Source organism: Vibrio sp. H11 (assembly GCF_004804295.1).
In the GTDB taxonomy this organism is placed as follows: Bacteria; Pseudomonadota; Gammaproteobacteria; order Enterobacterales; family Vibrionaceae; genus Vibrio; species Vibrio ostreae.
Map to the genome: position 1 here is coordinate 232668 of NZ_SSHN01000002.1, position 17413 is coordinate 250080.

The following is a 17413-nucleotide window of genomic DNA, read 5'->3' on the forward strand; positions in this document are numbered from 1 at the left end:
GGTTGTGAAGCCAATGGCTGACGCCTGACCTTGAAACACGTTAGACTAGTCGCTGCGGGCAATGGCCCCGTGCGGCCTCAAGCCGTCGAATTTTTGCTGCGGAGCATTGAATGAAACCGATGAAGAATCTCGCTCAGTATTACGTTGACCTGTTGGTGAAACTGGGCATTTTACGTTTTTCTATTTTGCTGGCGCTGGCCCTGGTTGCGCTGGCGGTGGTGGTTCAGGTCGGGATCACCCTGGCTCTGAATGGCTATGTCGACGATATCGATATTGTACGCTCGGTGTTTTTCGGCCTGCTGATCACACCGTGGGCGGTCTATTTCCTTTCCGTGGTGGTCGATCAACTGGAAGAGTCGCGCCAGCGCTTATCTAAACTGGTGTCGAAGCTGAAAGACATGCGCTCCCGTGACCAGGAGCTCAATCAGAAGCTGCAGATGAACATCGTCAAGCTCAATCAGGAGATCGAAGAGCGCATCAAAGCGGAAGAAGCGCGCGAGATGGCGATGGCTGACCTGGAAAATGAGGTATTTCAGCGTGAGAAAACTCAGATGGAACTGGCTGAGCGTACTGCGCTGCTGCGCTCGTTTATCGATGCGTCACCGGATTTGATTTACTACCGTAACGCCAAAGGCGAATTCTCGGGCTGTAACCGGGCGATGGAAGAGCTGACCGGCAAACGCGAAAGCGATCTGGTCGGTCTGACGCCGTGGGATGTGTACCGCAAAGAGATCGCCCAGTCGATTGTCGAAACCGACCAGGAAGTGTTCCAGAATAACCGCTCGCTCACCTATGAGCAGTGGCTGGAATATCCGGACGGCCGCAAAAATTACTTCGAGCTGCGTAAAGTGCCGTTTTACAGCAAAGAGGGCCGCCACCTCGGGCTGGTTGGTTTCGGACGCGACATCACCGAACGCAAACGCCATGAAGAGTCGCTGGAAAAAGCCAGCCGTGACAAAACCACCTTTATTTCCACCATCAGTCATGAGCTGCGCACCCCGCTGAACGGTATTGTCGGCCTGAGCCGCATGCTGCTCGATACACCGCTCGATCCGGACCAGCGTAAGCATATGCAGACCATTAACGTCAGCGCGGTGACTCTGGGCAATATCTTTAACGATATCATCGATATGGATAAGTTCGACCGGCGTAAACTGGAGCTGTTCCCGGCACCGCTCAGCTTTGAGGAGTTCGTGGTTGAGCTGGAAAGCCTGTCGGCTCTGATGGCGGAGCAGAAAGGGCTGCGTTTCGATCTGGAACGTCTCACCGATCTGCCGGCGCTGGTTGAAGTGGATGCGACCCGCCTGCGTCAGGTGCTGTGGAACCTGATCAGCAATGCGATGAAATTTACCAAAGAGGGCGGGGTAGTGATGACCGTCAGCGCCGATATTGAAGATGGTCAGGCTTACATCGTGATGGACATTGAAGATACCGGCATCGGCATTCCGGAAGCAGAACTGGATAAGATTTTTGCCATGTATTATCAGGTTAAGTCCGGCAAAGACAACCTGCATGCCGTCGGCACCGGTATCGGCCTGGCTGTCTCACGTCAGCTGATTAACCTGATGGGCGGTGATATCACGGTCAGCAGCGAAGAGGGCTTTGGCAGCACCTTTACCGTCAGCATCTGTGTACCGCTGGCCCAAGAGAGCGAGCCGCAGCAGGGCCCGCTTGAGCATAAGAGCCTGAATATCTTTATGGTCGAAGACATTGAGCTCAACATTACCGTAGCACGTTCGCTGCTGGAAAGCCTGGGTCATACCGTGTCAGTGGCCATGACCGGTGAAGAGGCCAAACAGAAATTCGATCCTGCAGCCTTTGATCTCGCCTTCCTTGATATCCAGTTGCCGGACATGACTGGCTTTGACGTCGCCCAGTATTATCGCGCGACTTACCCTCAGCTGCCGCCGCTGGTGGCCCTGACCGCCAACGTGCTGAAAGACAAAGCTGAGTATCAGCGCAAAGGTATGGATGAAGCGATTAGTAAGCCATTGTCTGTGAAGGCGGTGCAGGCAGTGATCAATAAACTGGTTTATCAGCATACCGAAGTCCCCCAGGAGACTAATATGCCGACAGAAGCGCCGCAGGATGGTCATGATGAGCTGTATAACCGCCTGCTCGATCTGAGTATGCTGGAGTCATATGTTGAGATTGTGGGCCCGCAGCCGGTGCTCGACAGCATTGAGATGTTTGAGCAGATGATGCCGGACTACATCGAGATCCTCGACTCCAATATGGTAGCGAAAGATCAGGATGGTATCGTTTCGGAAGCGCACAAGATCAAAGGGGCGGCAGGGTCAATTGGTCTGAAACACATTCAGAGTGTGGCGCAGAAAGCGCAGTCGCCGGATGCGCCGGCCTGGTGGGAGAATATTGAAGACTGGGTCGATGAAATTAAAAACGAGTACCTGAACGACATTGAGGTATTAAAACAGTGGTTAGCGCAAAGGAGATAACATGAAGAAATGGCTTTTATTGTTGGCGACCTTAGGTTTAGTCGCCTGTTCGACCCCGAATGTGAACTGGCAACAGGGCAACCTGGCCATGATTGAACAAACGGCGATTCAGCTCGAGAGTAATCTCTGGACCGATCAGATGCCTAAAGCCGGCGCCGGTGCGCAAAGCCAGAATCTGAACGGAACTTTGCGCCTGGAAACGTCCGATCAACTGCCGGCCGATCTGACGGTCAGTGAGATCGTGATTAAACAGGGCGACTCGATGTGGATCATTGATGGTGGCATGGTCGAGCTGCGCACTGAGAGTGATAACCGCTGGGAAGTGGTGTTCCAGAGCGGCAGTGAAGTGAATATCGACCGCAGCGTCAGTGTCGCGCTGGGTCTGAGCGACAGTCAGGGCGAGATCTGGCTGGTGCAGCACAAAGTGAGCATTGATAAAGTTTACTGATACTGACCGATCTGCGGCTAACAAAAAAGCCTCTGCTAATGCAGAGGCTTTTTCATCTTTGTGAGCAGGTGAGGCGAGATCCGGTGCTGCATAAGGTCGTTATGGCAGCGGCGCTGACACCTGCTGGCAGAGCCTGGATTACTCTTCCAGGTCGCCGCAGAAGCGGTAACCTTCACCATGGATAGTGGCGATGATTTCCGGCGTACCGGTTACCGATTCAAAGTGTTTACGAATGCGGCGGATGGTAACGTCTACAGTACGGTCATGTGGTTTCAGCTCACGACCGGTCATTTTCTTCAGCAGATCCGCACGAGTCTGGATCTTGCCCGGGTTTTCACAAAAGTGCAGCAGGGCACGGAACTCTGAACGTGGCAGCTTGTAGCTGTCGCCGTTAGGATTGATCAGTGAACGGCTGTTGATGTCGAGAACCCAACCGTTGAATTCGTATTTCTCAACCGAGCGTTTTTCTTCGTGGCTGCTGCTGGCGTTCATCGAACGGCTTAGCAGATTACGGGCACGAATGGTCAGCTCGCGTGGGTTAAACGGTTTAGTGATGTAGTCATCTGCACCGATTTCCAGGCCAAGAATTTTGTCAACTTCATTGTCGCGACCTGTCAGGAACATCAGGGCTACGTCCGCTTGCTCACGCAGTTCGCGAGCCAGCAGCAGGCCATTTTTACCTGGCAGGTTGATATCCATAATCACCAAATTAATGGCGTTATCGGTCAGCACATGGTGCATCTCTTCACCGTTACTGGCCTCAAAAACAGCGTAGCCCTCTGCTTCAAAAATACTCTTCAGAGTGTTACGAGTCACCTGCTCGTCTTCAACGATAAGAATCTGCGGGGTTTGCATTGGCGGTACCTAAACTTGTGAAAAAAATGTGCTAATAGAACTTATTCTAGGCAAAAACATAACATACAAGTAATTTTATGTTGATAATAAACCAAAGATTTTCGTGATTATGCTGACTTTGGTTGCCCGCCTTCCATGGATAACACTAGCCATTGAGATCCAATATCCCACTGGTTCTACTAGTCTTTAAAACGAATTCTATAATGTTAACAGCTTGCTAACAACGGCCTGATGTTAATTCCAACAACTTTGTTGATTTATATCAAGGGTTGAAATGTAACAGATATGAATAGTAATAACGAGTTGTAAAAAGACGAGAATGAGCACTATCGACCCAAGATTATGGCAGGCTTACCAAAATGTCTGTTTTTGCTTTGAAAACGAGACGTTATTTGCCTCTTTTGCGGTAATTACCGCATGGAACCCGAAAAGTATTCGGTTGTCAGACAGTGAGAATTGCGTAAATAATCAACGTTTACAGCAAACCATAGCCAACTATGATTGGAGTAGAGTCCGGGTCGGCGACCCAAGGTTTGACTGGTTTGAAGACAGTTTTGCCGTAGCCATGCCTTTAGCTGCAGCGCTGCAGTTGGCCACTGAGTTTGGCCAGAATGCGATTTACTATATCAGCGACGGCGAGTTGTGGCTGCACGCTTGTGTGCCTCATCAGGCGTATTGCCTGGGCCCGCTGCGCGATAAATTACCATAATAAGCCCAGCAAGAATCACGGAGGAATGATGAGAGATATAACACCGGATATTTGTGATAAATACCAATCCAAGGTAACGCTGCTTGAGTTGCCACTGCAAAACTTTGGCATGCGCAGTGCGTTCTGGGGCGAGATTGTCACCGTACGTTGCTACCATGATAATTCTAAAGTCAAAGAAGTTCTGAGCCGTAATGGTAAGGGTAAGGTGCTGGTGGTCGACGGCCACGGTTCTTGCCGCAAAGCGCTGATGGGCGATCAGATTGCCATCAGTGCGATTGAAAATGAGTGGGAAGGGGTGATCATCAATGGCGCAGTGCGTGATGTGGTGACCATGTCGCAAATCGATTTAGGCATTAAAGCGCTGGCCGCCTGTCCGTTCAAAACCGAGAAACGCGGTGCCGGAGATATCAACGTCAGCCTCAATATCCACAATCAGATGATTCATCCGGGCGATTACATTTATGCCGATTGGAATGGCGTGCTGCTCTCCCAGCACCAACTGGATTTAAGCTCTCTTTGAGTCAGACTGACTGAGTCCGATTGACGTCAGAAACGAAAGCCGATACCGACCTCAATGCCTTGCTGCCACTGCTGATAATCCAGTGTGGCACGCAGGTCGAGATTGTCTGACAGACGCAGGCTGCTGGAGAGTTCGGCTGAGAGGGAGTCATTGCCATTTTTACTGTCATCATCACTGCGGTTGAGGGAGTACACGGTACTTTTCAACGATACCCGCTCGGTCAGTTGATAGCGCACGCCGCTGAGAAAACCATTTTCTCCGCCGTTAATCGATGAATTGACCCGCGCACCAACATACAGGTCGACATCGCGAAAAATGTTGTACATGTAGCCACCATCAATCACCCAACTGTCAAAGCCCTGATTGTCCTGTTCGGTGGTGAAAAACATGTTGTGTGGTGAGGTGACCTGCTGCGATGGCAGCGAGGGAAGGGTGATGGCTTGCGCCGACAAGGCGAAGGCGAGGCAAGATATGCCGAGAATGACTTTCATTCACCCCTCCTTATCATTTTTATCGTTGTCTGCTGTCCACTGCACTGCGTTTAAGTAAAGCACAAAATCGGCGGGGCTGCCGAAGAAATAATCTGATTCTGAATCATCAACCTAGCGTATACCCGCTTCGGCCATAAAGCAGTTATATGAATCATGATGATTTGAAGCTTTAGGCGATAATTTTGAAAAAGAGGCCAAAAAATCAAATTTTTCGTTGACTCTTTAAGCAAAAATAGGTTAAACGTAAGGGAACGCAAACACACGACTTACGCAAGAATTCATATGTTTACAAACAGCCTAGTAGTAATGACCACCACCATTATTATTACCGACATTACGCATGTTGGGGCAGGCTGCTGAGCGTAAAATTTTCGAAAAAAGGCCTGTACCCCAACCGGTACAGGCCTTTTTTTATACCAGTTTTTTACAATATTCGGAGGAAGGGATGCGAGTATTAAAGTTTGGAGGTTCATCGTTAGCTGATGCTGACCGTTTTTTAAGAGCGGCCGATATCATTGCCAACAATGCACAACAAGAAGAAGTGGCAGTGGTACTTTCAGCGCCGGGTAAAACCACCAACAAGCTGGTGGCCGTGATTGAAAATGCACTGCGCAACGGCGAAGCTGAACTCCAGGTCGCAGAACTGGAAACGTCATTTCATGAGCTGTTTGCAGCGATTAAAGCGGTATTACCGAATATCGATGGTAAAGACTTCGAGCAGCAGGTCAGCACAGCCATGGCGCAACTGCGTCAGTATGTGCACGGCATGAGCCTGCTGGGCACTTGCCCGGATTATGTTAATGCCCGCATCATCAGTAAAGGTGAGCGCATTTCTATCCAGCTGATGAAAGCGGTGATGGAAGCGAAGGGGCTGGCCGCTAACCTGATTGACCCGGTGCAGTACCTGCTGGCCAAAGGCGACTATCTGGAAGCCATGGTGGATGTGGATGCTTCCACGCAGCGCTTTAAACAGAACCCGCTCCCAGCCAATCACGTCAACATCATGCCTGGCTTTACTGCCGGCAATAAAAAAGGCGAGCTGGTGTGCCTGGGCCGTAATGGTTCTGACTATTCGGCGGCGGTACTGGCAGCTTGTCTGCGGGCTGATTGCTGTGAAATCTGGACCGATGTCGACGGTGTCTACAACTGTGATCCGCGTCTGGTCGACGATGCGCGTCTGCTCAAATCACTCAGTTACCAGGAAGCGATGGAACTGTCTTACTTCGGTGCGTCCGTTCTGCACCCGAAAACCATCGCGCCGATTGCCCAGTTCCATATCCCTTGTTTGATCAAAAACAGCTTCAACCCGCAAGGTCCGGGCACGCTGATTGGTCAGGATACCGGTGAAGATAAATTGGCGATCAAAGGCATCACTACCCTGAACGATCTGACCATGGTCAACGTCTCCGGCCCGGGGATGAAGGGCATGGTTGGTATGGCGAGCCGAGTGTTCGGCGCTATGTCTGCTGCGGGTGTGTCGATTGTACTTATCACTCAGTCTTCTTCTGAGTACAGCATCAGCTTCTGTATTGAAGCGCAGCACAAAGCGCTGGCCCAACAGGCGCTGGCCGAGTCGTTCGAGCTGGAACTGAAAGATGGACTGCTCGAGCCGGTTGAGTTTATCGATGACCTGTCGATCATCACTCTGGTTGGTGATGGCATGCGCACCACACGCGGCGTGGCGTCACAATTCTTCGCTTCACTGACCGAAGCGCACGTCAATATCGTGGCGATTGCCCAGGGCTCGTCTGAGCGTGCGATCTCAGCGGTGATCCCGGAAGATAAAGTGTCGCTGGCGATCAAATCGTGCCACGAAAATCTGTTCAACTCGAAACACTTCCTCGATGTGTTCGTGGTCGGTGTCGGCGGTGTCGGCGGCGAACTGGTTGATCAGATCCATCGTCAGCAAGCGAAACTGGCAGACAAAGGTATCGTGATCCGCGTGTGCGGTCTGGCGAACAGCAAAGGCCTGCTGCTGGACAGTGACGGTCTGCCGCTGGAGCACTGGCGTGACCGCATGAACGATGCTTCAGAAGAGTTCTCACTGGCGCGTCTGATTGCCCTGGTGCAACGCAACCACATCATTAACCCGGTGCTGGTCGACTGTACGTCAAGCGATGAGATTGCCAGCCAGTATGCAGACTTCCTGTCGGCCGGTTTCCACGTGGTGACACCGAACAAGAAAGCCAATACGGCCAGCATGGCGTACTACCATCAGTTGCGTGAAGTGGCGCGCCACTCACGTCGTAAACTGATGTACGAGACCACAGTTGGCGCCGGTCTGCCGGTCATTGAAAACCTGCAAAACCTGATTGCCGCCGGTGATGAGCTGGAGAAATTCAACGGTATTCTGTCCGGTTCGCTGTCGTTTATCTTCGGTAAACTCGATGAAGGGCTTTCTTTCAGTGAAGCCACCACAGTCGCCAAAGAGAAGGGTTTCACTGAGCCGGATCCGCGTGATGACCTGTCCGGTATGGATGTGGCGCGTAAGCTGCTGATCCTGGCACGTGAAGCGGGTATGGTGCTGGAGCTGGCGGATGTGAATGTCGAGCAGGCTCTGCCTCCGGGCTTTGATGCGTCAGGCAGTGTGGAAGATTTCATGGCTCGTCTGCCGCAGGCGGATGCGTACTTCAAGTCGCTGTGTGATGAAGCGGCTAAAGAAGGCAAAGTGCTGCGTTACGTGGGTGAGATCAGCGACGGCCAGTGTCACGTGCGTATTGCGGTGGCCGATGAAAACGATCCAATGTTTAAGATCAAGGATGGCGAGAACGCGCTGGCATTCTACAGCCGTTACTATCAACCAATTCCTCTGGTACTGCGCGGCTACGGCGCGGGTACCGAAGTGACTGCGGCCGGTGTATTTGCCGATGTGATGCGTACTTTAGGCTGGAAATTAGGGGTTTAATCAATGAGTTCAAGTGATATGAGTGTCGTCGTTTATGCTCCGGCATCGATTGGTAATGTCAGTGTCGGTTTTGATGTACTGGGGGCCGCGGTGTCCCCGGTGGACGGCACTCTGCTCGGCGACCGCGTGATGGTCAAAGCGGGCAGCGAAGCGTTTACTCTGCACACGGCTGGTAACTTTGTTGCTAAACTACCGACCGATCCGAAAGAGAATATCGTTTACGACTGCTGGACTGTGTTTGCCCGCGAACTGGACAAAAAGCACATCGCACTCAAACCGCTCGACATGACACTGGAAAAGAATATGCCGATTGGTTCCGGCCTTGGCTCCAGTGCCTGTTCTATCGTGGCCGCACTCGATGCGCTGAACCGTTTTCACGGTCAGCCGCTGAATGAAACCGAGCTGCTGGCGCTGATGGGCGAAATGGAAGGCAAGATTTCCGGTGGCATCCACTATGACAATGTGGCGCCGTGTTATCTGGGCGGCGTGCAACTGATGCTGGAAGAGCTGGGTATCATCAGCCAGGAAGTCCCGTGTTTTGATGACTGGTACTGGGTGATGGCGTATCCGGGCATCAAGGTCTCCACCGCCGAAGCGCGCGCGATTCTGCCGGCGCAGTATCGTCGTCAGGATATTATTGCCCATGGCCGCTATCTGGCCGGCTTTATTCACGCTTGCCATACCGATCAGCCTGAACTGGCGGCAAAAATGATCAAAGACGTGATCGCAGAGCCGTATCGTGAGAAACTGCTGCCTGGCTTTGCGCAGGCGCGTCAGTACGCGACCTCTGCAGGCGCTCTGGCCACCGGTATCTCGGGCAGCGGCCCGACCCTGTTCAGTGTCTGTAAAGACAAAGAAGTGGCTGAGCGTGTTGCGCGTTGGCTGGAACAAAATTACGTCCAAAATGAAGAAGGATTCGTGCATGTTTGTCGTCTCGACAAGCAGGGTTCGAAAGTGACAGGAAGTGAGCTATGAAGCTTTACAACATAAAAGAAAATGATGAACAAGTTTCCTTTGGCCAAGCCGTGCGCCAAGGGTTAGGCCGTAACCAGGGCCTGTTTTTCCCGTCGGAACTGCCTAAGTTTGATGACATCGATGCGCTGCTGGCGCAAGACTTTGTCGCGCGTAGCACCAAGATTTTGTCGGCACTGATTGGTGACGAACTGGCAGAAGAGCAGGTCAACGCTATGGTCGATGCGGCATTTCAGTTCCCGGCTCCGATTAAGTCAGTCAAAGACGGCGTGTACGCACTGGAGCTGTTCCATGGCCCGACTCTGGCGTTCAAAGACTTCGGTGGTCGCTTTATGGCGCAATCACTGGCTGCCGTCTCTGACGGCGGTAAAATCACCATCCTGACCGCAACGTCCGGTGATACCGGTGCAGCAGTAGCGCACGCGTTTTACGGCATGGAAGACATCAATGTCGTGATCCTGTATCCGAAAGGCAAGATCAGTCCGCTGCAGGAAAAACTGTTCTGTACGCTGGGTAACAATATCCACACTGTGGCGATCAACGGTGATTTCGATGCCTGTCAGGCATTGGTGAAAAAAGCCTTTGATGATGCTGAGCTGCGTAAGCAGATCGGTCTGAACTCAGCAAACTCGATCAACATTAGTCGTCTGATGGCGCAGATCTGCTACTACTTCGAAGCTGCCGCGCAGCTGAGCAAAGCTGAACGCGAAAACCTGGTGATCTCGGTACCAAGCGGTAACTTTGGTAACCTGACTGCCGGCCTGCTGGCGAAAGCACTCGGTTTGCCAATCAAGCGCTTTATCGCGGCAACGAATGCCAACGATACGGTGCCTCGTTACCTGGAAACCGGTCAATGGGATCCCAAGCCAACGGTTGCCACCACCTCAAACGCCATGGATGTCAGCCAGCCAAACAACTGGCCGCGCATCGAAGAGTTGTGCCGCCTGAAAGACTGGGGTCTGGAAACTCTGGGTAAAGGCGCAGTGCTGGATAACGAAAGTGCTGAATCGGTGAAAGAGCTGCACGCGCTGGGTTACCTGTGTGAGCCTCACGGTGCAATCGCTTACCGCGTCCTGAATGAACAGCTTCAGCCGGGTGAAACTGGCCTGTTCCTGTGTACCGCGCATCCGGCGAAATTCAAAGAAGTGGTGGATGATATTCTGCAGTCAGATATCGAACTGCCGGCTCCTCTGGCCAAGCATGCGGCGATGGAGCTGCTGTCGGTGGATCTGGATAATGACTTCGACGCGCTGAAATCGCTGCTGGTTAATGTGCAGTCTTAATCGGCCGATACAGAGCGACGGTTAGTTCTGGGTGAGCAAATGAGTCGTTGTGCCACAGTAAATAAAAAGCGGTGCCTGGAGCACCGCTTTTTTGCATCTGGACTTTGTCCTGTGACTTAAGTGTCGGTCTGAGACTTACAGAGTCTCAGTAAAAGTACGCGCGATAACGTCGCGCTGCTGCTCTTGAGTCAGTGAGTTAAAACGCACCGCGTAGCCGGAAACACGAATCGTCAGCTGTGGGTATTTATCCGGGTTTTCGACTGCATCCAGCAGGGTTTCGCGTTTCAGGACGTTGACGTTCAGGTGCTGACCGCCTTCGATGCGTGGTGTGCGCTCAATCGCAATTTCACGGCTTTCGAACTGACCCAGTTCGTTTAAAGCCACCACCTGATCGGCTTGATAACCGGCGACAGCGGCAACGCAGCGCGCTTCGTTGGCTTCATTATCGATTAGCCAAATGGAGTTAAGTAGGTCATCATTAGCGGCTTGAGTAATTTGGATACCTTGGATCATTACAATCTCCTCGTTCACTGATAGGGCATGAATGGTTGTTAATTTTCAATGCGGGCTGAGCTTGATATTATATATCCAATATCCCTATTTATTGTATTGATTTAGGTCAATAAACAACATTAAGACACAATTTAATAACGGTTAAAATGTTGATTATGATCAACAAAGCGTTTTAAAACATAGCAATGCTTTTCTGGTCGTAAGTACTCAAATTTATGTGAGAACCAAATGTGTAGTAATTTTACTACATATTTGGTTCTTGGCGTGTTCTGCCTGGCCCGACATCAGGCAGTTAGCAAGTAGAACTGAAAGTGTGTAGTGATTGAATGACAAACAGTAATACCAACCTGACCACGAAATTTATCGGCGCGCATGTTTCGGCATCCGGCGGGGTCGATCAGGCTCCGTTGCGAGCGAAAGAGATCGGCGCCAACGCCTTTGCTCTGTTTACCAAGAACCAGCGTCAGTGGGTGGCCAAGCCGCTGGAAGCGTCCACTATCCGGGCATTCAAAGCCAACTGTGCCCGGCTGGGTTTTTCCGCTGAGCACATTTTGCCGCATGACTCGTATCTGATTAACCTGGGCGCGCCGGAAGAAGAAAAACTCAATAAGTCACGCGCGGCGTTTATTGACGAGATGGAACGCTGCCAGCAACTGGGTCTGACGCTGCTCAACTTCCATCCCGGCAGTCATCTGAAACAGGTTAGCGAAAGTGAATGTCTGGCCACGATCGCCGAATCGATTAACCTGGCTCATCAGGCCGTACCAGATGTGATTGCGGTGATTGAGAACACCGCAGGGCAAGGCACTAACCTCGGCTGGAAGTTTGAACATCTGGCGGAAATCATCGCGCAGGTGGAAGATAAATCGCGGGTCGGTGTGTGCTTAGATACCTGTCATACCTTTGCTGCCGGCTATGATCTGCGCAGTGCCCAAGCGTGCGAAGCGACCTTTGCTGAATTCGATCGCATTGTCGGTATGCACTATTTAAGGGCAATGCATATTAATGATTCAAAGTCGGCCTACGGTAGCCGGGTCGACCGTCACCACTCGCTGGGGGCGGGAGAGATCGGATGGAGCTGTTTTGAATACATAGCTAAAGATACTCGTTTTAATGGTATCCCATTGATTTTAGAAACGATCGACCCGGATCTCTGGGCGGATGAGATTCAGGCGCTACGCCATTTTCATCAGCAGGCGTAAAATATTCGGCTAATTTCTCTTTCTTGGCATTTTTCTTTCATTACATTTATATGTAGATGATGTTTCATCACTATGATTTTACCCATGCGCACTCGCCGTTGCGTGGCGCATGTTTGAATCGTTGATGTTATAGCTGATATTTAAATAACAGATAAAGAAGGATGCCATTATGCAAGCAGTGACTCGTACCTCACTTACCATTTCATGCGCTACGCTCACCACGATTTCACGCGCCGTGCCACGTATGCCGGTACCAAACCGCCACGTCACCGGTCAGGGTCATCATCGTTCACCGCAACCGAGCAGACCCCATCATTAGCTGATGTTCTGCTGTCACACTGGGCCATGTCCGACTGCACTGACGTCTGAAGCAAAATCAGGTTACAATCACCTGCTCATTCAGACAGTAAGGAAGGTTTATGGCTCAGTCCCTGACGTGGCACGATGTCATCGGCAACGAAAAACAACAAGAGTATTTTCAGCACACACTGGCGTTTATTGAAGCCGAGCGACAGGCCGGCAAAGTCATCTTTCCTCCCGCGCACGATGTTTTTAACGCGTTTCGTTTCACTGAGTTTGACCAGGTAAAAGTGGTGATTCTCGGCCAGGATCCTTATCACGGGCCAAATCAGGCTCACGGGTTATGCTTTTCTGTGCAACCTGGTATCAAAACACCGCCATCCCTGGTGAACATCTATAAAGAGTTAGCACAGGACATTCCCGGTTTTACCATCCCGGCACACGGCTATCTGAAGAGCTGGGCTGAACAAGGTGTATTACTGCTCAACACGGTGTTAACCGTTGAGCAGGGCAAGGCCCACTCACACGCCAAAACCGGCTGGGAAACCTTTACCGACCGAGTGATTGATGCGCTTAATCAGCATGGTGACGGCATTGTATTTCTGTTGTGGGGCTCTCACGCGCAGAAAAAAGGCAGCATGATTGACCGTCAGCGTCACCATGTGCTGACCGCGCCGCACCCGTCCCCGTTATCCGCCCACCGTGGTTTTTTCGGTTCCGGACATTTTTCCAAAACCAATCAGATACTTGAGCAGCAAGGTTTTGCACCCATCGACTGGCAGCCACACTCTGACTGAGTTGGGTAAGATATCGTCTTTGGGCGATAATTGCGTTTTTTCGACCAGAATCAAAGCGTGTCCCGGCTTCCTTATATACACTTACTTTAAGTAAGTGTACGGGAGACACACTATGATGATTGAGAGAATCAGACGCGAACACGGCTACATGACACGGCTACTGGCGATTTTGCGTAACAAGCTGCAATTGCTTAAGGATGAGCAGCCAATCAACTACAGCCTGGTCAAAGAGATCGTCGATTACCTGGCGACACATTCTGAAACGGTGCATCATCCGAAAGAAGACATTCTCTACCGCTATTATATGGACCATTACGGTGATAACCAATCGGTAGAGGACCTGGAGAAAGAGCACGTACGTCTGGCTGAGCAAACCCATGCTTTTGTCGATGTGGTTGAAATGATTCTGCAGGACGCGGTGGTGCCGCAGGATGTGTTTATCGAAAAAATGGAAAGCTTTATTAGCGCGCAGCGTCGCCATATGGAACTGGAAGAGCAGTCGATTTTACCGCTTATCAGCCGCACCTTTAGCGTGGAAGACTGGCAGAAAGTGGAAGAGCAATGGAGCCAGAATGAAGACGATCCGGTGTTTGGTGAAACCATTGCTGATCGCTTTACTCAGCTTGCGCGCCGGGTACGTAAAAGCGAATCCGAATGCACCTGATTAGGTAATGCCGTTGGGCGATAGCCAGGCTAAAGTCCAGACACTACAAAGGCACCCAAGGGTGCCTTTGACGTCTCACTGGTTAAACTACATCATAGTTTGAGCTCATCAAGTTCCAGACAGACGTCCATGTCGAGCAGCTCTTTTTCCAGACGCTTTTTATCGCGAATGGCTTCGATCTCCCGCCACATTCGTTTGGCTGGTTTCGCACGGGTAGTGCGAATCTTGGTGATTTCCCTATCCAACATTTCATCAAAGTGCAAGTCATCCATAATCAAGCCTCATTGTTGTTGTCATCTCGCCATGAGTGCTGTCTAAATAGCACGTTTAGCCTCAGGCTAACTTTGATTTATTTCTCATTTGTTTCGTTTAGATGAATATTAAATGTGTTTTTTGTCTGAAATTCACGATTTCCATCGATTGAGGTGAGCAAAAAAGCAGCACTTGGAGTCACGCAAACGATAAAGTGGTCTGGGAAGGTTGTTAAAAAGGTGTTGAAGAGTTCGTGCGACAATCTGTGGTTGATGGTTTTTTGTGCGCTTGATTTAAAATTATGACTTTTTACTGACAAAATAACGTCGCTCTGCGCCTTATCCCTTTATTCTCAATGGATGAGATTGATTTTATGCAACTAGGCTTTTATGCTGTGTTTTTATCCTGATATGTTGCGTAATTGCTGGTCTATTGTTCCGACTTTGTGTTATTTTTGATTGGTAACGTGTTAATGAATGGTGATTGTATAGTAAAAAATAACAATAAAATGAATCTTATTGCATATTGATTTTTGCTATTGCAGCCTGCATTATCCGCCCGTCAAAAATTCGCTGATTTATTCTACTGGTCATCCCGACCGCGGAAATCACAACAAACGTATGCCATAACTCTGATAATTTCGCTGTTTGCGAAGATACGTTTGTGGTGCTGACGATCGGCTCAGATTAGCGCAATCACTCTACGAGAGGTTCTTGTGACAGACTTAATTAATTTGATGAACGATCTGCTTTGGGGATCAATTCTGGTTTATCTGCTGGTGGGTGTGGGCATTTACTTCACACTGCGTTTAGGTTTCATTCAGTTCCGTCATTTCGGCCACATGTTCTCAGTTTTGAAGAACAGCCGCAAAGAGGACAAAGCTGGTATTTCTTCTTTCCAAGCCCTTTGTACCAGTCTGGCTGCTCGTGTCGGTACCGGTAACATGGCGGGTGTCGCTGTGGCTTTGACCATGGGTGGTCCGGGTGCGATTTTCTGGATGTGGATGACCGCTATGCTCGGTATGGCGACCTCATTTGCAGAAAGTACGCTGGCGCAGCTGTACAAAACCCGTGATAAAGACGGCAATTACCGCGGTGGGCCGGCTTACTACATGGAAAAAGGCCTGGGCATGCGCTGGATGGGTGTCCTGTTCTCTATCTTCCTGATGATCGCGTTTGGTCTGGTATTCAACGCAGTACAAGCCAACTCGATCACGAACGCGATGACTACCGCATTTGGTTTTGAGCCGCTGCACATCGGTATTGTGATTGTTGTACTGTCTGCGTTTGTGATCTTCGGTGGTATCCGTAAGATTGCCCGCACGGCAGAAATCATCGTTCCATTTATGGCGCTGGCATATGTTGGTATTGCGCTGTTTGTGATGGTGATGAACATTGAGAAGCTGCCAGCAGTGCTGACTCTGATTATCAAGAGTGCGTTCGGCTTTGAGCAAGCGGCGGCTGGTGGTCTGGGTTATGCGATTGCCCAGGCGATGATCAACGGTATTAAACGCGGCCTGTTCTCGAACGAAGCCGGTATGGGCTCTGCGCCGAACGCGGCTGCCACGGCAACACCGTACCCGCCACACCCGGCTTCACAAGGTTATGTACAGATGCTGGGTGTGTTCGTTGACACCATCGTTATCTGTTCAGCGACTGTGGCTATTATTCTGATGTCGGGTGAATACGTGCCGCACGGCGATGTGACCGGTATCGAGCTGACTCAGCGCGCGCTAAGCTCGCAAGTGGGCAACTGGGGTAGCATCTTTATCGCCATGGCGATCTTCTTCTTCGCCTTTACCTCAATCATCGCTAACTACTCATACGCTGAGACGAACCTTATCTTCCTTGAACACAACAACAAGAAAGGTCTGGCTATCTTCCGTATCGTGTTCCTGGGTATGGTGATGTTTGGTTCACTGGCGACCCTGCCAACCGTATGGTCGATGGCAGACGTATCGATGGGTATGATGGCGATTGTTAACCTGGTGGCGATTCTGCTGCTGTCCGGTATCGTGATTAAGCTGGCCAAAGACTACAACCGTCAGCTGAAAGCGGGTAAAGTGCCGACCTTTGATGCCAATGAGTACCCTGAGCTGAAATCTCAGCTGGAAGACGGTATCTGGGATAACAATAAGTAACCACGGATACGTTATAGGGCTGTTGGTTGTAAGATTGTACCGATAGCTGTTATTGGAAAAGCCATGCAGACAATGCATGGCTTTTTTTGTAGGCTATAGGCAAAGAAAACAACTAGGATATGATTATGCTGATTGTGGTATCACCAGCCAAAACGCTTGACTACGAGTCACCGCTGCCGAGTGAACGTTACACCCAGCCGGAGCTGACCGAGCAATCCAAACAGCTGATTGAGGTTTGCCGCCAACTGACCCCGGCTGACATTTCTGAGCTGATGAAAGTGAGCGATAAAATTGCCGGTCTCAACGTGGCACGCTTTGCCGAGTGGAGCGAGACGTTTACCACGGATAACGCCCGTCAGGCTATCTTTGCGTTTAAAGGTGATGTCTACACCGGTCTGGATGCGCAAACCCTGAGCGATGATGACCTGAGCTATGCCCAGAGCCATCTGCGTATGCTCTCAGGCCTGTACGGTCTGCTCAAGCCGCTTGATCTGATGCAGCCATACCGTCTGGAGATGGGCACGAAGCTGGCTAATGAGCGCGGCAGTAACCTGTATCAGTTCTGGGGCAACATCATTACCGACAAGCTGAATGAAGCGCTCAGCGCGCAGGGCGATAATGTGCTGATCAATCTCGCGTCTAACGAGTACTTTAAGGCGGTGAAGCCGAAAGCACTGGATGCGCAGATCATTACGCCGGTGTTCAAAGACTGCAAAAACGGTCAGTACAAGGTCATCAGCTTCTACGCCAAAAAAGCGCGCGGCATGATGGCACGCTATATTATTGAAAACCGCATTGAATCGGTGAAGCAGCTCGAAGCTTTTGATACGGCAGGTTACTATTTTGCCGCGGATGAATCGACGCCGACCGAGTTGGTATTCAAACGCGAAGAGCAGGCTTAATTAA

At 50.7% G+C, this 17413-nt stretch carries 17 protein-coding genes and 1 other annotated feature; of the genes, 13 read left to right on the forward strand and 4 right to left on the reverse strand.

Features of this window, described 5'->3' with window-relative positions:
- Positions 1-110: 110 nt before the first annotated feature.
- Positions 111-2456 (forward strand): aerobic respiration two-component sensor histidine kinase ArcB, encoded by a 2346-nt coding sequence (arcB, locus tag E6C74_RS03835; protein WP_136483374.1) that lies wholly within the window; start codon positions 111-113, stop codon positions 2454-2456.
- Between the two features lies 1 nt (position 2457).
- Complete coding sequence (locus tag E6C74_RS03840) at positions 2458-2904, forward strand: hypothetical protein (protein ID WP_136483375.1); 447 nt, start codon at positions 2458-2460, stop codon at positions 2902-2904.
- Positions 2905-3042: 138 nt separating this feature from the next.
- Here the strand turns inward: E6C74_RS03840 and arcA are convergent, their stop codons facing one another.
- A complete protein-coding gene (gene arcA, locus E6C74_RS03845; RefSeq protein ID WP_136483376.1) occupies positions 3043-3759 on the reverse strand; it encodes a two-component system response regulator ArcA in 717 nt (238 codons plus the stop codon).
- Between the two features lie 319 nt (positions 3760-4078).
- Between arcA and E6C74_RS03850 the strand changes: the two genes are divergently transcribed.
- Positions 4079-4468 (forward strand): DUF3293 domain-containing protein, encoded by a 390-nt coding sequence (locus E6C74_RS03850; protein WP_136483377.1) that lies wholly within the window; start codon positions 4079-4081, stop codon positions 4466-4468.
- 28 nt (positions 4469-4496) lie between these two features.
- Positions 4497-4988: a putative 4-hydroxy-4-methyl-2-oxoglutarate aldolase gene (locus E6C74_RS03855; RefSeq protein ID WP_168796957.1), complete on the forward strand. Its 492-nt coding sequence runs from the start codon at positions 4497-4499 to the stop codon at positions 4986-4988.
- Between the two features lie 26 nt (positions 4989-5014).
- Here the strand turns inward: E6C74_RS03855 and E6C74_RS03860 are convergent, their stop codons facing one another.
- The gene (locus E6C74_RS03860) at positions 5015-5479 is read right to left on the reverse strand and encodes a hypothetical protein (RefSeq protein ID WP_136483379.1); all 465 of its coding nucleotides are present in this window, start codon (positions 5477-5479) and stop codon (positions 5015-5017) included.
- 295 nt (positions 5480-5774) lie between these two features.
- Positions 5775-5893 (forward strand) — a sequence feature (Thr leader region).
- A 31-nt stretch (positions 5894-5924) separates the two neighbouring features.
- On the opposite strand from E6C74_RS03860, the gene thrA reads away from it, so the two are divergent.
- Genes thrA through thrC form a run of 3 tightly spaced genes read left to right on the forward strand, consistent with a single transcriptional unit; the run spans position 5925 to position 10639 of the window.
- The gene (gene thrA / locus E6C74_RS03865; RefSeq protein ID WP_136483380.1) at positions 5925-8384 is read left to right on the forward strand and encodes a bifunctional aspartate kinase/homoserine dehydrogenase I; all 2460 of its coding nucleotides are present in this window, start codon (positions 5925-5927) and stop codon (positions 8382-8384) included.
- An 18-nt stretch (positions 8385-8402) separates the two neighbouring features.
- A complete protein-coding gene (thrB, locus tag E6C74_RS03870) occupies positions 8403-9359 on the forward strand; it encodes a homoserine kinase (RefSeq protein ID WP_136483594.1) in 957 nt (318 codons plus the stop codon).
- Complete coding sequence (thrC, locus tag E6C74_RS03875; RefSeq protein WP_136483381.1) at positions 9356-10639, forward strand: threonine synthase; 1284 nt, start codon at positions 9356-9358, stop codon at positions 10637-10639. The genes thrB and thrC overlap by 4 nt, the downstream gene beginning before the upstream one ends.
- Positions 10640-10774: 135 nt before the next feature.
- Here the strand turns inward: thrC and grcA are convergent, their stop codons facing one another.
- Positions 10775-11152 carry an autonomous glycyl radical cofactor GrcA gene (gene grcA, locus E6C74_RS03880; RefSeq protein ID WP_136483382.1) on the reverse strand — a complete coding sequence of 126 codons (378 nt, stop codon included), beginning with the start codon at positions 11150-11152 and terminating at the stop codon, positions 10775-10777.
- Positions 11153-11478: 326 nt separating this feature from the next.
- On the opposite strand from grcA, the gene nfo reads away from it, so the two are divergent.
- The 4 genes from nfo to E6C74_RS03895 all read left to right on the forward strand — a co-directional run bounded on the left by nfo (position 11479) and on the right by E6C74_RS03895 (position 14115).
- Positions 11479-12354 carry a deoxyribonuclease IV gene (nfo, locus tag E6C74_RS03885; RefSeq protein ID WP_136483383.1) on the forward strand — a complete coding sequence of 292 codons (876 nt, stop codon included), beginning with the start codon at positions 11479-11481 and terminating at the stop codon, positions 12352-12354.
- A 169-nt stretch (positions 12355-12523) separates the two neighbouring features.
- Complete coding sequence (locus E6C74_RS20960) at positions 12524-12673, forward strand: hypothetical protein (RefSeq protein ID WP_168796948.1); 150 nt, start codon at positions 12524-12526, stop codon at positions 12671-12673.
- Positions 12674-12773: 100 nt separating this feature from the next.
- Positions 12774-13451: a uracil-DNA glycosylase gene (gene ung, locus E6C74_RS03890; protein ID WP_136483384.1), complete on the forward strand. Its 678-nt coding sequence runs from the start codon at positions 12774-12776 to the stop codon at positions 13449-13451.
- A 112-nt stretch (positions 13452-13563) separates the two neighbouring features.
- Entirely contained in the window at positions 13564-14115 is a 552-nt protein-coding gene (locus tag E6C74_RS03895; protein WP_136483385.1) for a hemerythrin domain-containing protein, read from the forward strand.
- 92 nt (positions 14116-14207) lie between these two features.
- On the opposite strand, the gene E6C74_RS03900 is transcribed toward E6C74_RS03895, so the two are convergent.
- Entirely contained in the window at positions 14208-14387 is a 180-nt protein-coding gene (locus E6C74_RS03900; protein ID WP_136483386.1) for a DUF3545 family protein, read from the reverse strand.
- 695 nt (positions 14388-15082) lie between these two features.
- Between E6C74_RS03900 and E6C74_RS03905 the strand changes: the two genes are divergently transcribed.
- Together E6C74_RS03905 and yaaA are read left to right on the forward strand one after the other, a co-directional pair.
- Positions 15083-16507 (forward strand): sodium:alanine symporter family protein, encoded by a 1425-nt coding sequence (locus E6C74_RS03905; RefSeq protein WP_136483387.1) that lies wholly within the window; start codon positions 15083-15085, stop codon positions 16505-16507.
- 125 nt (positions 16508-16632) lie between these two features.
- On the forward strand, positions 16633-17409 hold the full coding sequence (gene yaaA, locus E6C74_RS03910) for a peroxide stress protein YaaA (RefSeq protein ID WP_136483388.1): 777 nt from the start codon (positions 16633-16635) through the stop codon (positions 17407-17409).
- Positions 17410-17413 lie beyond the last annotated feature (4 nt).